The organism is Brevibacterium sp. R8603A2, assembly GCF_023072605.1.
Classification (GTDB): Bacteria; Actinomycetota; Actinomycetes; order Actinomycetales; family Brevibacteriaceae; genus Brevibacterium; species Brevibacterium pityocampae.
This window is the reverse complement of sequence record NZ_JALLGN010000012.1, coordinates 73,991-89,652: the sequence shown is the minus strand read 5'-3', so window position 1 is coordinate 89,652 and position 15,662 is coordinate 73,991. Positions and strand designations below refer to the sequence as shown.

The window sequence follows — 15,662 nt, the reverse complement described above, 5'->3', positions numbered from 1 at the left end:
GCGCCGGCGCGGGGCGGGTGGCGCGGGGCGGCTCAGGCGAGCAGCTTGCGGCCCATGACGAGGCGCTGCACCTGGTTCGTGCCCTCGTAGATCTGCGTGATCTTCGCATCGCGCATCATCCGCTCGACCGGATGGTCCTGCACGTAGCCGGCACCGCCGAGCAGCTGCACGGCGTCGGTCGTGATCTCCATCGCGACGTCGGAGGCATAGGCCTTCGCCGCCGCCCCGAAGAAGCCGAGGTCGGCGTCGTCGCGCTCGCTCTTGGCCGCCGCGACGTAGGTGAGCTGGCGGGCCGCCTCGAGCTTCATCCCCATGTCGGCGACCATGAACTGGATCGCCTGGAAGTCCGCGATGTGCTTGCCGAACTGCTTGCGCTCCTTGATGTAGCCGATCGCGTAGTCGAGCGCGCCCTGCGCCACACCCACGGCCTGCGCGGCGATGGTCACCCGCGTGTGGTCGAGGGTCTTGAGCGCGATCTTGAGCCCGTCGCCGACCTCGCCGACCGCCCGGTCGCCGGGGATCCGGCAGTTCTCGAAGAACAGCTCCCGGGTGGGGCTGCCCTTGATGCCGAGCTTGCGCTCCTTCTCCCCGAACGTGAAGCCCTCGTCGGACTTCTCGACGACGAACGCGGTGATGTTGCGCCCGCGCGGGCCGTCGGGATCGGTGACGGCCATGACGGTGTAGAACTCGCTCTCCCCGGCGTTGGTGATCCACGTCTTCACACCGTTGAGCACCCAGTCGTCGCCGTCGCGGACCGCACGGGTGCGCATGCCCGCGGTGTCGGAGCCGGCCTCCCGCTCGGACAGCCCGTAGGAGAACCCGCACTCGCCGGAGGCGACCCGCGGGAAGTACTTCGCCTTGATCGCCTCGCTGCCGCCGATCTGCACCGGCATCGACCCGAGCTTGTTCACCGCCGGGATGAGAGAGGAGGACACGCAGCCGCGCGCGATCTCCTCGATGACGATCGCGACGGCGAGCGCATCGGCCCCCACGCCCCCGTACTCCTCGCCGATGTGCGGGGCGAAGAAGTCGGTGGCGACGAGCGCCTCGTGCGCCTCGCGCGGATAGCGCGCCTCGGAGTCGACCTCCGCGGCGTACGGCGTGATGCGGTTGTCGACGACGTCACGGACGGCCCGGCGGAGCTCCTCGTGGTCCTCGCTGAGCTGGTAGAGATCGAACATGCTGCTCCTCACATACGGTTTCAGGTCTGCCGGCGGCGCTCGGACAGCGCCGCACCCTTCGCCTCGGCGACGGCCCGGAGGTTCTCACGATAGTCGTCGAGCGCGGCCCGGATGCGCTGCGCCTCGGGGTCGCGGCCGATTCCCAGGATCCTCGCCGCCAGCAGGCCGGCGTTCTTCGCCCCGCCGATCGACACCGTGGCCACCGGCACCCCGCCGGGCATCTGCACGATCGACAGGAGCGAGTCCATGCCGTCGAGGTGGGCCAGCGGCACCGGCACCCCGATGACGGGCAGCGAGGTGACGGAGGCGATCATGCCCGGCAGGTGCGCCGCCCCCCCGGCCCCGGCGATGACGACGTCGAGACCGCGCTGGGCGGCGGTGGCGCCCCATTCGATCATGTCGTGGGGCATCCGGTGGGCTGACACCACCTCGGCGGTGCACGGGATGCCGAGCTCGTCGAGGACGTCCGCGGCGGCGGCCATCGTCGGCCAGTCGGAGTCCGAGCCCATGACGATGCCGACGGTCGGGGTGCTCATGCGGTGTCCTTCCGCTCGGGTTCGGGATCGGTGTCGACCCCGGCGATGAAGTCCGCAGCGTGCCGGGCGCGGGCGAGCACGGCCGCGGCGTCGTCGCCGTAGACGTTGACGTGGCCGAGCTTGCGGCCCGGGCGCACCGACTTGCCGTACATGTGGACCTTGACCTGCGGGTCGTGGGCGAGCACGTGGAGGTAGGCGCAGTAGAGATCGTCGCGGTCGGCGCCGAGCACGTTGACCATCGCGGTGGCCGGGGTGCGGGCGCTCGGGTCGCCGAGCGGCAGGTCGAGCACAGCCCGCAGGTGCTGCTCGAACTGGGAGGTCACCGAGCCGTCCTGGGTCCAGTGGCCGGTGTTGTGCGGGCGCATCGCGAGCTCGTTGATCCGGTAGCCGTCCGGGGTCTCGAACATCTCCATCGCCATCACCCCGGTGACGTCGAGGGCGCCGGCGACGGTGAGGACGTCGGCGGTGATCCGCCGCGCGAGCTCCGGGTCGAGCCCGGGCGCCGGTGCGACGGCCTCCTTGCACACGCCGTCCTGCTGATAGGTGGCGACGACCGGCCAGACCGCGGTCTGGCCCATCGGCGAGCGCGCGACCATGACCGCGAGCTCGCGGATGAAGTCGATCCTCTCCTCCGCGAGGAGCACGGGGTGGGAGCCGAGCCAGTCGACGGCGTCCGCGCCGCTCGTCACGACCCGCACGCCGTGGCCGTCGTAGCCGCCGCGCGGGGTCTTGAGGATGACGGGGAAGCCCACCTCCGCGCCGAACCGCTCGAGGTCCTCCGGGGTGGAGATCTCCGCCCAGCGCGGATTGGGCAGGCCGAGGGCGTCCATCCGCCGGCGCATGACGATCTTGTCCTGCGCGTGGATGAGCGCGTCGGGCCCCGGGTGCACGGCGTGGCCGGCGGCCTGCAGGGCGCGCAGGTGCTCCGGCGGCACGTGCTCGTGATCGAAGGTGATGACGTCGACGGTGTCGGCGAAGGCCTGGAGGGCCGCGAGGTCGGTGTGGTCGCCGACGGTGACGCGGCCGGCGACCTGCGCGGCGGACGATTGGGCGGATTCGGCGAGGACGTGGAAGCCCACGCCGAGCGCCTCTGCTGCGGGGGCCATCATGCGGGCCAGCTGGCCGCCGCCGATGACGCCGATCACGGGAGAAGTCACCACTCCACTCTAGCGAGGGAACGGCGCCGCCGGCGCGCACGGCCTCCCCGGCGCGCCGCGCGGGCGGGTGTCCCACAGCGGGCCCCCAGGCGGGTTCCGGTACCGTTGTGCGGGGACTTCTGCCGCACGGTTCACGGGCGCCGCCCCGGTGCAGCACGCACGGAACGCCGCTGCTCCGCGGGCACCGGTCCCGGTTCTTCATTCATCGGACGACGGACGGGTACGGGATGCGCTTACGCAAGGAGGCCGAGCGCGTCGCCAAGTTCTCCGTCGTCGGCGGCATCGCGTTCATCGTCGACTTCACCCTGTTCAACGTTCTGCGGCTCGAGGCGGTGGGGATCGGGCCGATGTGGGCGAAGATCATCTCCGTCACCGTCGCCACCACGGTGAGCTGGATCGGCTCCCGGTACTGGACGTTCAAGGACGGGCGGAACCGCTCGGCGGGCAAGGAGGCGATGTGGTTCTTCCTCGTCAACGCCGGCGGCCTGCTCATCGCGATGGCCTGCCTGTGGTTCTCCCACTATGTGCTCGGCCTGCGCTCCGCGCTCGCCGACAACATCTCCGCCAACGTCATCGGCGTCGGCCTGGGCAACATCTTCCGCTATCTCATGTACCGCTCGGTGATCTACCGGGTCGGACCGCGCCGGCCCGCTCGGCGCCGTGAGGTGCTGCGCTTCGAGGAGGGGACCGGAGCGGCGGGCGGGGCCGGGAGCCCCGCCGTCGACACCGGGACCGAGCCCGACGGCGCGCACTGAGGAGCACACCGGTGACCGAGCCGCGCGCCGTGCTGCGCAGCTCGGCTCGGAGGTCCTGAGCGCTCGGCTCAGCCGCGAGCGCGCAACAGCGGGATCTCGAGCTCGCGCTCGGTGATCCCGCCGTGGTGGCCGAGCAGCGCGAGCGCCGCCGGCGAGTCGTGCTCGGAGTCGATGATCCCCACACCCGCGTCGCAGACGACGACGAGGTCGCCGATCCGAGCCCGGTTGACCGGCCGCACGGGACCGAAGAATCCCCGGCCGATCGCATCGTCCCGGGTCAGCACGAGGGCACGCTCACCGAGCACGCTGCGATAGGCGGCGCGCACCTCGGCCGCGGCGCCGGGCTGCGCGTAGACGTGGACGGCGCGCGGCTCACCGCCGATGGCGCGCACCCCCGCCCGCAGCTCCGGGGTCTCCGCGAGATCGATCCGGGAGTCGTGGGGCACGTCGACCATGCCGTGGTCGGCGGTGATGAGGAGCTCGGCATCCGCGGGGAGCGCCTGGGCGAGCGCGGCGAGCCGATCGTCGAGGTGCTCGAGCTCCTCGAGCCATTCCCAGGAGTCCACCCCGTGGACGTGCCCGGTCTTGTCGAGGTTCCCCCAGTAGAGGTAGACGAGCCGGCGGCCCGGCCGGCGGATCTCCTCGCGGGCGTGGTCGACGCGCTCGCTCAACGTCTGCGAGCCGCGGAACCGACCGCCGCGCAGCGATGCCTGGTTGAGGCCGCGCCCGGCGAACTTCGGCTCGCCGAGGCTGACGACGTCCACCCCGGCATCGCCGAGCCGTTCGAACAGGGTGGCGTCGGGCACCCACTGCTCGGGGTCGACCTCGGGGTCCCAGGTCAGCTGGTTGAACACGACGTCGCGGTCCGGGTCGAGGAGACGGTAGCCCATGACGCCGTGGGATCCCGGCAGCAGCCCGGTGCCGAGCGAGGACAGCGAGTTCGCCGTCGTCGAGGGGAAGCCGGCGCTCAGCGCCCCGGCGTCGGGCAGCAGGCCCCGGAGGAACGGGGCATGGGCGGCGCGGTCGCGCAGCAGGCGGGCGCCCATCCCGTCGACGAGCACGACGACGGCGACCCGCACCTCTGCGTCGAGGCCGAGGCGCGCGGCGCGCTCCCGGACGCCGGTGTCGAGGATCTCCCCGGCGCCGAGGCCGAGCGCGGCGGCCGGCACGAGGTCGGACAGGAGCGCGGCGGAGGCGTAGTCGGGCGGGGCGGTGCGCATGTCAGGAGGCCGCCCGGCGGGCGGCGAACACCGCGCGGCGCAGCTGCAGGACGAAGTCCTCGGCCCGGTCGACCGCGCCCTGCCCCTCGGCCTGGGCGGACACGCGCAGGGTGACGTCCTCGGAGAACAGGGAGCCGCTGTAGCCGTGGTCGCCGTCGCAGTCGGGGTCCCCACAGGTCTCCGGGAAGGTCTCGATGCGGCGCACTGCACCCCAGCCCAGGGTGATCGCGACCTCGACCGGCCGGTCGGAGGACCGGTACTCCGCCGGGTCCTCGTAGGTGCGGCTGATGAGGACGGTGCGCAGGCGCTCGAGCGGGATGTCCTCCGTCGACGTGACCCCGCGCGGACGGTGGCCGGGGACGGCGTCGGGCTCGTCGTCGACGTGGGCGAGGAGGAGCCGGGTCGGCGTGACGAGGAAGGCGGTGACGTGCCGGTGGATCGCGTCGAGGTCGACGTGGGTGTCCATGTGGACGTAGTGGGCGAGGATGTCCTCTCCGAACAGCGCTTCGATGAGCATGCTGCCGGTGAGCTGCGGGTAGTAGCCCGCGGCCTGCAGGTCGGAGGCGAGAGTTTTCGGAAGAGCCATGGGCACCATTGTGCCGCAGGGCGCGGACACGGCCGATCCGGAGGGACGCATCCGCCCGCCGGGACCGCCGCGGGCTCCGCGTCAGCGAACTCCCGCGGCGGTGGTGACCGGGTCCGTGCGGATCACTATGCTGGGTGCATGGAACCCTATCCGTCGTACTGGGAAGCCGATGTCGTGCTGCGCGATGGAGCGACGGCGCACGTGCGGCCCATCCGCCCCTCGGACGCCGACGGCATCCAGACCATGCACAGCAAGCAGTCGCCGGAGTCGATCTACCTGCGGTTCTTCGCTCCGCTGCCGGTGCTCCCGGAGAAGGACCTCGCCCGGTTCGTGCAGGTCGACCACCGCGACCGGGTGGCCTTCGTCATGACGATCGGCGAGGAGATCATCGGCGTCGCCCGCTACGACCGGATCGACGACACCGCCGCGGAGGTCGCGTTCAACATCGCCGATGCCCACCAGGGGCGCGGGATCGGGTCGATCTTCCTCGAGCACCTCGCCGCGGCCGCCCGCGAGCGCGGCCTCGAGGTCTTCACCGCCGAGGTCCTCCCCCAGAACCGCTCGATGCTCCAGGTGTTCGCCGCCGCCGGGTACGAGGTCTCCCGCGAATTCGACGACGGCGTCGTCGCCGTCCGCTTCGAGATCGACCCGACGGAGAAGTCGATCCAGGTGCAGGAGGCCCGCGAGCACCGAGCGGAGGCGAAGAGCGTCCGCTCGATCCTCCACCCGGGCTCGGTCGTCGTCATCGGCGCCAGCCGCAAGCGCAACTCCACCGGCAACCTGCTCCTGCGCAATCTCACCGCTGCCCGCTTCACCGGCACCATCACCGTCGTCCACCCGGAGGCCGACTCCGTAGCCGGGTTCCCCACCGTGCCCTCGCTCGACGCAGTGTCCGAGCCGATCGACCTCGCGGTCATCGCGGTGCCCGCCGAATCGTGCGCCCAGGTGGTCCGCGACTGCGCCGCCCGCGGGGTGAAGTCCGTCGTCGTCATCTCCTCGGGCTTCGCCGAAACCGGTGAGCACGGCCTCGAGCTCCAGCGGGAGATGGTCGCCACCGCCCGCTCGCACGGGATGCGCGTCGTCGGACCGAACTCCTTCGGCCTCGCCAACACCGCGCCCGAGGTGTCCCTCAACGCCTCGCTCGCCCCGTTCCTCCCGGACGCCGGGACGCTCGGGCTGTTCAGCCAGTCCGGAGCGCTCGGCACGGCGCTGCTGGCCGCGGCGAAGACCCGCGGACTGGGGATCTCGACGTTCGTGTCCGCCGGCAACCGCGCCGACCTGTCCGGCAACGACCTCCTCCAGTACTGGGAGGAGGACCCGGCCACCGCCACCGTCGGGCTCTACCTCGAGTCGATCGGCAACCCGCGCAAGTTCTCCCGGATCGCCCGCCGGGTGTCGCAGGTCAAGCCGGTCATCGTCGTCAAGTCCGCGTTCACCGGCCGCGAGCTCCCGCCCGGCCACCAGGTGCGCGTGTCGAGCCTGTCGGCGACCGCGCTCGACCAGGTCCTCACACAGGCCGGAGTCGTCCGCGCCGACACCATCCACCAGCTGTTCGACGTCGCCCAGGTGTTCTCCTTCCAGCCGCTGCCGGCCGGCCGGCGGGTGGGCGTGGTGGGCAACTCCGCGGCGCTCTCCACACTCGTCGTCCAGCGCGCCCGCTCCGAGGGCCTGCGCGTGGAGACCGCCCCGGTGTCCCTCCACCCGGAGGTGCATGCCGAGGAGTTCGCCGCCGCGCTCAAGGACATGTACGCCGACCCCACAGTCGACTCCGTCGTCGTGACCTTCGCCCCCTCCGCCGGCGCGGAGGAGCGCGAGATCGCCGCGGTGCTCGCCGACGAGGCGGCGCGCTCAGGCATCACGACGGTCGCCTGCTTCCTCGGGGTACACGGCGTCAAGGACGAGCTCACCGCGTACACGCCGCAGGAGGACGGGTCCCGGGCGGCGCGCAGCGTGCCGAGCTACATGGGACCGGAGGACGCCGTGTGGGCACTCGCCCGTGCCACCGAGTACGCGATGTGGCGCAAGTCCGACCGGGGCCGCTACCCGGAGCTGGAGAACGTCGACCCGCGCGCCGCCAGGGACATCATCGAGCGCAATCTCGCCGGCGTGGAGCCCGGGGAGACCGTGTTGCTCGGGCGCGACGACACGCGCGCGCTGCTCGGCGCCTACGGGCTCGAGTTCCTCCCCTACCTCACCGCCCGCACCGTGGACGAGGCGCTCGCCGCCGCAGACACCCTGGGCTACCCGGTCGCACTCAAGGCCGTGCACAAGCGGCTGCGCCACCGGATGGAGCTCGGCGGGGTGCGCCTCAACGTCGACGACCCCGAGGAGCTGCGCGAGGACTGGGCCGGGGTCTCCGCGGTCATCGACTCGGTGCTCGACCCCGGGGACGATCACGGGATCGACGTCCAGGCGATGGCCCCTCCCGGCTCGGCCTGCGTGATCCGCGCCGGGGAGGACCCGCTGCTCGGCCCCATGGTGTCGTTCTCGCTCGCTGGGGACACCTCGGAGCTGCTCGACGACGTCGCCCACCGGGTCGCCCCGCTCACCGATGTCGACGCCGCCCAGCTCGTGCGCTCGCTCAAGGCCTCTCCGCGCCTGTTCGGCTACAAGGGCCTGCCGGTGATGAACATGGAGCCGACGGAGGACGTCCTGCTGCGGCTGTCCGCGCTCGTCGAGGCGTTCCCGGCGATCCGCGACGTCGAGATCCAGCCGATCGTCGTCACCGAGTCGGACTCGCACATCCTCAGCGTCAAGGTCGAGCTCGAGGCCTCGGCCGACCGGATCGACTCCCAGCGCCGCCGCATGAGCGGAGGCTGAGCCCCGCGGACCCGGCCGGCCGGCAGGGCTCAGCTGGCCGGGCTCAGCGGGCCGGGCGCGGGTGTGGTGGTTTCGTGCAGGTGTGCGACCGTTGAAGCCACCACTCTCGATCTGACGTCCCACCGTTCCGGCCGGGCCAGCATGCGGGTGACCGTTGCAGCACCAGTCCGCGCGCCGGGCACGAGGCGGGCGCACCCTCAGCCGGCAGCGGGCTCCCAGGCGTACTCGGTGAGGATCGACCCGGTGTCGATCTCGACGTCGCGCACCCGGGCGAACCCGGCCTTGCGGTACATCCCGATGCCCGGCGGGTTGTCCTGCGAGGTGATGACGAACAGCCGCTGCCCGAGCTCCTGGGCCTGGCCGAGGAGGCCGGAGGCGACGCCCTTGCGGTGGTGGGCGGGGTCGACGATGACGCGCGTGACGAAGAGCCCGGCCTGCCGCTGCGCGAGCACGACCGCCCCGCGCACCTCGGCGATGGTGTCGATGCTCCCGGTGTCCCCGGTTCTCACGGTGCTCGGATCCGCGTGCTCGACGACGTCGGCGATCCAGCGCAGGCCCGGCGCGGTGATGTCCTCGACGGTCTCGTAGAGGTAGGGGATCCGGTCGTGGCCGAGGATCTCGGCCTCGATGCGGAAGGCCGCGACCTGGATCCGCAGCAGCTCGTCGGCATGGGCGGCCACCTCGGCCGCGGTGAGTTCGCGCACAGTCATGGCCCCACCCTGTCACAGCTCCCCCGGCAGCCCGCGGCCGGGCGCGTCTCGCCCCTTCGAATCCGAGTGTGGTGGTATCGGCGAAGTGTGGTGCCGTTGCCGCTCGTACACATCACCGAAACCACCACACTTCCACGCGCGAGGTGTCGGTCAGCGCACGGCCCCGACGCTGCGGAGGGCTGCCACGAAGCGCTGCGGATCGATGACATCCGCCCATTCGAGGCGGCGCACCCGGAACCCGAGTGCGCGGATCGCGTTCTCCCGCCGCTTCTCCCGCAGGAGCGCTCTGCGGTCCATGAGGATCGTTCCGGACGCACGGTACTTCGATTCGCCATCGACTTCGATGACGAGGCCGAGGCGCTCGAGGAGGAAGTCGACCCGCCCGATGAACGCACCCTGGTCCGTGTACAGCTCCGCCTGCTGGATGATGTCGCCGATACCGACGCTGTGGAAGCCGAGCAGCGCCAATGCCTCGGCCGGGGATTCCGAGAGCCCCGTGCCGAGATCGAGCACTCTGCGCAGGCGCGCGGCACCCCAGCAGCCGGGAAGTCGACCGGCCGCATCGCACAGCACCGCCTTCCGCCGCTGTCGCACGGCGGCCGGCAGCGGGAACCGTCCCGGGCGCCCGTGCTCGTCGGTACCGGGGCGCCCGAGAAAGCACTCCGCGGCCATGATCCCGGTCTCCGTGCCGCAATCGCGGATGAGGTCGACGACTGTGCGCGCCCGCGAGGTCACCCGGAGCGACCCGATCGGATGCGCCTCGACGATGTCCTCGTCCGCGATGACCCGCTCTCGTCGCCGTAGCCCGGGGGTGGTGATCCTGCCGTGCGGGCTGCTGACCTCGAGCCGGGTCAGACGGCCGGGCAGGAGCGGGAGGTCGTGCACCATCGCGGCCGAGCGGTGGCTGACGATGTCGCCCGGTGCGATCCGTCCGGTGCAGGCGAGCCACCCCACATGGTCGAGGCGATCGCGCTCCCACCGGGAGAGCGTGCCCGGGTGCGGTTGTGCGCGATCCGGCGCGGCACCTCGGCTCCGGGCGAGGAACAGCGCGGGATCCTCGAGGAAGTACCGGAGCCGCGCATGGGCGGGGTGCGAGCAGTCTGCGGTGACGGCATAGATGCCGCGGGCGACCCGGATGAGGCAGCAGGCGAGGGACGACTGGAGGAGGGCGGGCTCGATCCCGATGGCCCGGGCCTGAGCTCGGGAGAAGACGTTGTACATGGCCCCAGCCTGGAATGGACGGCGCGCGTGTGCGAGGGGGCCTTGCGGACCTGTGGACGACCGATCCTCGTCACCGGTCGATGTGACCTCGCGCCGCATCCGCCTGTGACCCGAGGATGCGCGCACCGGTCGCGTCTGCCGTGGACGACCCCGGCTCCCCGGCGCGGATGCTGCGCCGCACCCCAGGGGGATGCGCCCCGGCCACCGCCGCACCCCGGGAAGGGCCCGGGCACCGCCGCACCCCGCTGCCGCTCGGACCAGCGGCCGTACCCGAGCCGGCCTTGCACCTCGCGTCCGCGACCGTGATGGTTCCGGACAGGAGTGCCACCGTTGATGCCACCACGTTCCGACTTTTCCACCACATACTGCACACGCGTCGTCGAGGGCGGGCACGCGCCTCGCGCTCGGGAGTGTGGTGGTTTCGACTGAGTGTGCCGCCGTCAATGCCACCACCCTTCTCCGAAACCACCACAGTCCCGGAGCAGGCCGGTCCGGGCCCGACGCGCACCCGGCGCGAACCGCGGGATCCCGAGCTCGAGGCGGGTTCGCGGGTAGGATGAGCCTGTCGTTTTCGCAGTGTGAGGAGTTCCATGGCAGAGCCGGTCGCAGGCCAGATCGTCGACATCGACGTCTCCGAGGAGATGGAGACCTCCTTCCTCGAATACGCCTACTCGGTGATCTACGCCCGGGCCCTGCCGGACGCCCGCGACGGCCTCAAGCCCGTGCAGCGCCGGATCATCCACCAGATGGGCGAGATGGGGCTGCGCCCCGAGCGCGGGCACGTCAAGTCCTCGCGCATCGTCGGCGACGTCATGGGCAAGCTCCACCCGCACGGCGACACCGCGATCTACGACGCGCTCGTCCGCCTGAGCCAGGACTTCATCATGCGCGTCCCGCTCGTCGACGGGCACGGGAACTTCGGCAGCCTCGACGACGGGCCGGCCGCCCCCCGCTACACCGAGGCGAAGCTCACGCCCGCCGCGATGGCGATGATCGCCGGGCTCGACGAGGACGTCGTCGACTTCGTCCCGAACTACGACAACACGCTCACCCAGCCGGAGATCCTGCCGGCGGCATTCCCCAACCTCCTCATCAACGGCGCCTCCGGGATCGCCGTCGGCATGGCGACGAACATGGCCCCGCACAACCCCGGAGAGGTCATCGCCGCCGCCCGCCACCTCATCGAGAACCCGCAGGCCGGTCTGTCCGAGCTCATGCGCTTCGTGCCCGGCCCGGATCTGCCCTCCGGCGGCCGGATCATCGGGCTGGCCGGGGTGCGTGAGGCCTACGAGACCGGGCGCGGCACCTTCCGCACCCGGGCGACGGTGAAGTTCGAGAACCTCACCGCCCGCCGCAAGGGCATCGTCGTCACCGAGCTGCCGTACCTCGTCGGTCCGGAGAAGGTCATCGAGAAGGTCAAGGACGCGGTGCAGGCGAAGAAGCTCACCGGCATCGCCTCGATCGACGACTTCTCCGACCGCAAGCACGGCCTGCGCCTGGTCATCGGCATCAAGAACGGGTTCAACCCCGACGCGGTCCTCTCCGAGCTCTACCGACTCACCCCGATGGAGGACTCCTTCGGGATCAACAACGTGTGCCTCGTCGACGGCCAGCCGCGCACGCTCGGGCTCAAGGAGCTGCTCCAGGTCTACGTCGACCACCGGCTCTCCGTCGTGCTCCGCCGCACCCGCTTCCAGCTCCGCAAGGCCCAGGACCGGCTCCACCTCGTCGAGGGCCTGCTCATCGCGATCCTCGACATCGACGAGGTCATCCAGCTCATCCGGTCCTCCGACGACGCGCCGACCGCCCGCGGCCGGCTCATGGACGTGTTCGACCTGTCCGAGCTCCAGGCCACCTACATCCTCGACCTCCAGCTGCGCCGGCTGACGAAGTTCTCCCGGCTCGAGCTCGAGGCCGAGCGCGACGAGCTCCGTGCCCGGATCGCACACCTCGAGAGCATCCTCGCCTCCGACGCGAAGCTCCGCGCGCTCGTGTCCGCCGAGCTCGGCGAGGCCGCCGAGGCGATCGACTCCGCCCGCCGCACCGCGCTCGTCGAGGGCACCCAGGAGGTCACCGGAGCGCGGCGGAAGGCCGGCACCCCCGAGCTCACCATCGCCGACGAACCCTGCTGGGTGCTCCTGTCGACCTCCGGCCGGATCGCCCGCACGAACAGCCTCGCCCCGCTGCCCACGACCGGCCGGCGGGTGTCCCACGACGCCCTGCGCTCCCAGGTGGCGACGACCACGCGCGGCACCGTCGGGGCGATCACCTCAGCCGGGCGCCTCCTCACCGTCGACATCGTCGCCCTTCCGGCCGTGCCGCCGCAGGCCACCCGGCCGGGTCTCGCCGGCGGGGTGCGGATCGGGGAGTTCGTCACCCTCGACGCCGGGGAGCGGGTGCTCGCCCTCGTCGACATCGGCACCGACTTCTTCCTCGGCACCGCCGGCGGCGTCATCAAGCGTGTCGCCGGGGCCGAGGCGCCGGCGAACAAGGACTCCTGGCCCGTCATCAACCTCAAGCCGAAGGACGCCGTCGTCGGCGTCGGGCAGCTCCCGGACCCGGATGCCGCCCGGCTCGTCCTCATCGCCTCGAACGGCCAGCTCCTCACCTACGGCGCGGACCTCGTGCGCGCACAGGGATGGAACGCCGGGGGCGTGGCGGGGATGAAGGTCGCCGCGGACGCCCGCGTCATCGCCGTCGACCTCGTCGACCCGGATGAGGAGAACACTGTCGTCACCGTCGCCGACGGCGTGAATTTCAACGGGGAGCCCGCGCTGTCGATCAAGCTCACCGCGCTCGCGGAGTTCCCCACGAAGGGCCGGGCGACCGGCGGCGTGCGCGCCCACCGGTTCCTCAAGGGGGAGACCGGCCTCGCGCTCGCCCACACCGGTCCGTCACCGCAGGCCGCGGCAGCCGGCGGCGGAGCGCGCGCCCTGCCCGAGGAGTACGGCCGCCGCGACGGCACCGGCACCCCGCTGGAGACGAAGATCGATGCGCTCGGCGCCCTCCCCCATGCCCGCGGGGCCGAGCCCGAGGCGGACGAGGCGGCCGCCGCTGAGGCCGCGGAGGCGAATGCCGGGGCCGGTGGGGCTGCCGCGAGCGCACCGGGCGGGGACGACTCCCTCGATCTGCCGGCGCACGCCCCGCGCCGCCGGGATCCCGACCTCGAGGCGCGCCGCGAGGAGATCGCGCGGGCGCGCACGGACGAGGACGACGCCGCGGTGATCATCAGCCGCGACGAGGACGGCGCGGACGATGAGGAGCCCGGCTCCCTGTTCTGAGCCGCTCCGCCTGGTGCAGCCGTCCGAGGCGGATCCCGAACCGCTGCCGCTCAGCTGTCGCCGGTGATGTCCATCGCCAGCGGCTCCGCGGTGCCGCGCTCCATCTCGAGCACGGACACCTCGCCGAGCCCCTGGAGGTTGAGGGTGCTGTGGCCTGCGAACTCGTAGTCATCGGTGCGCTGGATGATGTGGGCGGTGTCCCAGTCCGTGACGACCTTCCCGGGGTCCGCGACCGCGGTGAGCCGGGCGGCGAGGTTGACCGTCGACCCGAAGATGTCCCCGAGGCGGGAGAGCACCCGCCCCCAGGCGAACCCGACGCGGGCCTTCGGCAGCTGCACGTCGGCCTGGATCTCCTCCTGCAGGCGCAGCGCGATCTCCGCCCCGTCGTGCGGGGTCTGCGCGGCGAAGAACACCTCGTCGCCGACGGTCTTGATCACCCGCCCGCCGCCGGTGGCGACGACGTTGTAGGCGAGGTCCTGGAAGCGCTTGACCATGAATGCGAGCTGGCGCGGCTCCATCTGCTGCGAGAGCCGGGTGTAGGACACGAGGTCGACGAAGCCGACCGCGCGGGCCAGCGGCATCGAGGAGTCGTACCAGCCGTGGCCGGTGTCCACCGGGTGGCCGCTGGCCGGGTTGATGTTGAGCCGGCCGAGGGCGCCGGCGAGGTTGCGCTTCCACGAGTACACGAGCACCGCCTCGAGCGGGTCGAGGATCTCCTCGAACAGGTCGAGGACGACGGCGCGCGCCTCCGCATCGGAGTAGCCGCGCTCATCGGAGAGGTACTCGACGATCGTCTCCATCTGCCACACGACGAGCCGGTCGGTGGTCTGACCGGTGGCGCGCATGAGAGAGAGCACCGTCTCCTCGTCGAGCTGGTCGGTGCCGACGATCCGGGCGACTTCGCTCAGCGCGGTGGCGTCGTTGACGGTGAAGGCGACCTGCCCCTCGGGCACCCGGGCGAGACCCAGGGTGCGCCAGAACTTGCGGGCGGAGATCGTCGACACCCCGGCGAGCTGGGCGACCTCGCGGCGGGTCAGCACCCGCTTGCCGCCGAGCAGAGTCTCCTCGAGCCGGGCCGCGGCCGAGCGCATCTCGAAGATCGTGTCCTCGATCTCCCTGCGCTCCCGCTCCCCGATCACCCCGGGATCGATCTCCTCGTCGGGATCGACGTCCGGGGCCGACCAGTCATCGGGGCCGTGCGGCTCCTCGGCTCCCCCGTCGAGCCCGGGCCTGCCGTCGAGCCCGGCCGTGGGCGGATCCGGGACCGGGCCGGCGCCATCGGGATCCGGCTGGGTGCCGTCGTCGAACGGAGCGCTCACAGCGCCCTCGCGTGGACGACGTCACCGGCGCTCACCCGGCGGTGCGCGCCGCCGACGTCGACGACGAGCGCGCCGGTGTCGTCGAGCGCGACGGCCCGGCCGGTGAAGTGCTCGTCCCCGGGCAGCTCGACGCGCACGTCGGCACCCAGGGTGACCATCGCCTGACGGACCCCGGCGGCGGATGCCGAGGCGCCGGCCCCCTCCCCCGCCGCGAGCACCTCGGCGACGGCCGGGCGCAGGCGCGCCAGCACACCGGCGAGCAGCGCCTCGCGGTCGGTGGAGCCCCCGGCGAGCAGGAGCGAGGTCGCGGTTGGCACGGGCAGCTCCGCGGCGGTGAGCGAGACGTTGATCCCGATGCCGATGATGACGATCGTGCCGCCGGCGGCGGGATGGGCGCGGGTGAGGATGCCGCAGATCTTGCGTCCGTCGACGAGCACGTCGTTGGGCCACTTGACGCCGGCACCGGCGCCGGCCGCGGCGAGCGCCTCGGCGACGCACCAGCCGGTGACGACGGGCAGCCAGCCGATCATCTCGATCGGGAAGGCCGCCGGCACGCGGACGGGCAGGGAGAAGGTCAGGCAGGCGCCGGGCGGCACGGTCCACACGCGTCCCAGGCGCCCGCGACCAGCGGACTGGAAGTCGGTGCCGAGGACGGAGAAGTCGGGCCAGGAGTCCGGATCGGCGGTGAGGCGGGCGGCGAGCTCGTCGTTCGTCGAACCGAGTTCGGCGGGCCATTCGAGGTGCGCCACCGGGGTCCGGGATCGCTCGCTCAGCTCCTGGAATCGGGGCAGGTCGAAGGGACGGCGGGAAGGTTCGGTGTGCACCAGATCACCCTATGGGGTTTGGCACCCGGATACAACGGCGCACCCCCGCCGT

12 protein-coding genes are annotated in these 15,662 nt (G+C 72.1%); 3 read left to right on the top strand and 9 right to left on the bottom strand.

Features of this window, described 5'->3' with window-relative positions; translation table 11 throughout:
• Positions 1-32: 32 nt before the first annotated feature.
• Genes MTQ12_RS12290 through MTQ12_RS12280 form a run of 3 tightly spaced genes read right to left on the bottom strand, consistent with a single transcriptional unit; the run spans position 33 to position 2,874 of the window.
• Entirely contained in the window at positions 33-1,181 is a 1,149-nt protein-coding gene (locus MTQ12_RS12290; RefSeq protein WP_247618836.1) for an acyl-CoA dehydrogenase family protein, read from the bottom strand.
• A gap of 20 nt (positions 1,182-1,201) precedes the next feature.
• Positions 1,202-1,717, bottom strand: coding sequence for a 5-(carboxyamino)imidazole ribonucleotide mutase (gene purE, locus MTQ12_RS12285; protein ID WP_247618835.1), 516 nt, complete (start codon positions 1,715-1,717; stop codon positions 1,202-1,204).
• Positions 1,714-2,874: a 5-(carboxyamino)imidazole ribonucleotide synthase gene (locus tag MTQ12_RS12280; RefSeq protein ID WP_247618834.1), complete on the bottom strand. Its 1,161-nt coding sequence runs from the start codon at positions 2,872-2,874 to the stop codon at positions 1,714-1,716. The genes purE and MTQ12_RS12280 overlap by 4 nt, the downstream gene beginning before the upstream one ends.
• Before the next feature lie 227 nt (positions 2,875-3,101).
• Between MTQ12_RS12280 and MTQ12_RS12275 the strand changes: the two genes are divergently transcribed.
• Positions 3,102-3,629 carry a GtrA family protein gene (locus MTQ12_RS12275; protein WP_247618833.1) on the top strand — a complete coding sequence of 176 codons (528 nt, stop codon included), beginning with the start codon at positions 3,102-3,104 and terminating at the stop codon, positions 3,627-3,629.
• Positions 3,630-3,697: 68 nt separating this feature from the next.
• Here the strand turns inward: MTQ12_RS12275 and MTQ12_RS12270 are convergent, their stop codons facing one another.
• A complete protein-coding gene (locus MTQ12_RS12270; protein WP_247618832.1) occupies positions 3,698-4,849 on the bottom strand; it encodes a nucleotide pyrophosphatase/phosphodiesterase family protein in 1,152 nt (383 codons plus the stop codon).
• Between the two features lies 1 nt (position 4,850).
• Complete coding sequence (locus tag MTQ12_RS12265; RefSeq protein WP_137319183.1) at positions 4,851-5,435, bottom strand: DUF5998 family protein; 585 nt, start codon at positions 5,433-5,435, stop codon at positions 4,851-4,853.
• 138 nt (positions 5,436-5,573) lie between these two features.
• Between MTQ12_RS12265 and MTQ12_RS12260 the strand changes: the two genes are divergently transcribed.
• Positions 5,574-8,255: a GNAT family N-acetyltransferase gene (locus MTQ12_RS12260; protein ID WP_247618831.1), complete on the top strand. Its 2,682-nt coding sequence runs from the start codon at positions 5,574-5,576 to the stop codon at positions 8,253-8,255.
• A 197-nt stretch (positions 8,256-8,452) separates the two neighbouring features.
• On the opposite strand, the gene MTQ12_RS12255 is transcribed toward MTQ12_RS12260, so the two are convergent.
• Together MTQ12_RS12255 and MTQ12_RS12250 are read right to left on the bottom strand one after the other, a co-directional pair.
• The gene (locus MTQ12_RS12255) at positions 8,453-8,965 is read right to left on the bottom strand and encodes a GNAT family N-acetyltransferase (protein ID WP_137319181.1); all 513 of its coding nucleotides are present in this window, start codon (positions 8,963-8,965) and stop codon (positions 8,453-8,455) included.
• Between the two features lie 150 nt (positions 8,966-9,115).
• Positions 9,116-10,186 carry an endonuclease domain-containing protein gene (locus MTQ12_RS12250; RefSeq protein ID WP_247618830.1) on the bottom strand — a complete coding sequence of 357 codons (1,071 nt, stop codon included), beginning with the start codon at positions 10,184-10,186 and terminating at the stop codon, positions 9,116-9,118.
• 590 nt (positions 10,187-10,776) lie between these two features.
• On the opposite strand from MTQ12_RS12250, the gene MTQ12_RS12245 reads away from it, so the two are divergent.
• Positions 10,777-13,467 carry a DNA topoisomerase IV subunit A gene (locus tag MTQ12_RS12245; protein WP_247618829.1) on the top strand — a complete coding sequence of 897 codons (2,691 nt, stop codon included), beginning with the start codon at positions 10,777-10,779 and terminating at the stop codon, positions 13,465-13,467.
• A gap of 50 nt (positions 13,468-13,517) precedes the next feature.
• Here MTQ12_RS12245 and MTQ12_RS15255 read toward each other — a convergent pair whose 3' ends face one another.
• Both MTQ12_RS15255 and MTQ12_RS12235 read right to left on the bottom strand, forming a co-directional pair.
• Positions 13,518-14,786 carry an adenylate/guanylate cyclase domain-containing protein gene (locus MTQ12_RS15255; RefSeq protein WP_247618828.1) on the bottom strand — a complete coding sequence of 423 codons (1,269 nt, stop codon included), beginning with the start codon at positions 14,784-14,786 and terminating at the stop codon, positions 13,518-13,520.
• The gene (locus tag MTQ12_RS12235) at positions 14,783-15,610 is read right to left on the bottom strand and encodes a biotin--[acetyl-CoA-carboxylase] ligase (RefSeq protein WP_247618827.1); all 828 of its coding nucleotides are present in this window, start codon (positions 15,608-15,610) and stop codon (positions 14,783-14,785) included. The genes MTQ12_RS15255 and MTQ12_RS12235 overlap by 4 nt, the downstream gene beginning before the upstream one ends.
• Between the last annotated feature and the right edge of the window lie 52 nt (positions 15,611-15,662).

What these genes read in the sequence shown, in the direction of transcription:
- MTQ12_RS12290 (WP_247618836.1), bottom strand. Translation starts at nt 1,181, where the DNA reads ATGTTCGATCTCTACCAGCTCAGCGAGGACCACGAGGAGCTCCGCCGG.
- purE (WP_247618835.1), bottom strand. Translation starts at nt 1,717, where the DNA reads ATGAGCACCCCGACCGTCGGCATCGTCATGGGCTCGGACTCCGACTGG.
- MTQ12_RS12275 (WP_247618833.1), top strand. Translation starts at nt 3,102, where the DNA reads ATGCGCTTACGCAAGGAGGCCGAGCGCGTCGCCAAGTTCTCCGTCGTC.
- MTQ12_RS12270 (WP_247618832.1), bottom strand. Translation starts at nt 4,849, where the DNA reads ATGCGCACCGCCCCGCCCGACTACGCCTCCGCCGCGCTCCTGTCCGAC.
- MTQ12_RS12265 (WP_137319183.1), bottom strand. Translation starts at nt 5,435, where the DNA reads ATGGCTCTTCCGAAAACTCTCGCCTCCGACCTGCAGGCCGCGGGCTAC.
- MTQ12_RS12260 (WP_247618831.1), top strand. Translation starts at nt 5,574, where the DNA reads ATGGAACCCTATCCGTCGTACTGGGAAGCCGATGTCGTGCTGCGCGAT.
- MTQ12_RS12255 (WP_137319181.1), bottom strand. Translation starts at nt 8,965, where the DNA reads ATGACTGTGCGCGAACTCACCGCGGCCGAGGTGGCCGCCCATGCCGAC.
- MTQ12_RS12250 (WP_247618830.1), bottom strand. Translation starts at nt 10,186, where the DNA reads ATGTACAACGTCTTCTCCCGAGCTCAGGCCCGGGCCATCGGGATCGAG.
- MTQ12_RS12245 (WP_247618829.1), top strand. Translation starts at nt 10,777, where the DNA reads ATGGCAGAGCCGGTCGCAGGCCAGATCGTCGACATCGACGTCTCCGAG.